Genomic DNA, 410 nt, shown 5'->3' on the forward strand with positions numbered 1-410 from the left:
CCGGGTCGCGGTTCGCCGAGCCGTACGCCAGGAAGATCGGCGCCCCCTTCGGGATGGTGGTGCCCGCGATGTCGATGTCTTCCAAGGCGGAGCGGGTGTGCCAGAACTGCACCGACGACTCGAAGCGCAGCAGTTCCTCCACTCCGGGCACGATCAGCTCCGGGTGGCGGCGCAGCTTCTCCAGCGCGTCGGGGTGCCGCAGCAGGGTGAGCACGCTGTGGGCGATGAGATTGACCGTGGTCTCATGCCCCGCGAAGATCAGGAGCAGGGCGTTGCTCGCGAGCACGCCCTTGGACATGCCTCCTTCCGGGCCGTCCTCGTTCACCAGGGCGGAGAGCATGCCCGGGCCGGGCTGGTCGGCGTACCGGTCGAGCAGCTCGGCCGCGAACTGCCCGAAGTCCTGCACGGCC

Annotated in this window: 1 protein-coding gene; it reads right to left on the reverse strand. The window is 69.5% G+C overall.

Annotated features, from left to right (window positions below):
* The coding region (locus R2S09_RS40300; RefSeq protein WP_316746263.1) for a cytochrome P450 at positions 1-410 on the reverse strand (410 nt) is incomplete at both ends.

The organism is Streptomyces sp. MK7, assembly GCF_032658145.1.
GTDB classification, from domain to species: Bacteria; Actinomycetota; Actinomycetes; order Streptomycetales; family Streptomycetaceae; genus Streptomyces; species Streptomyces spiralis.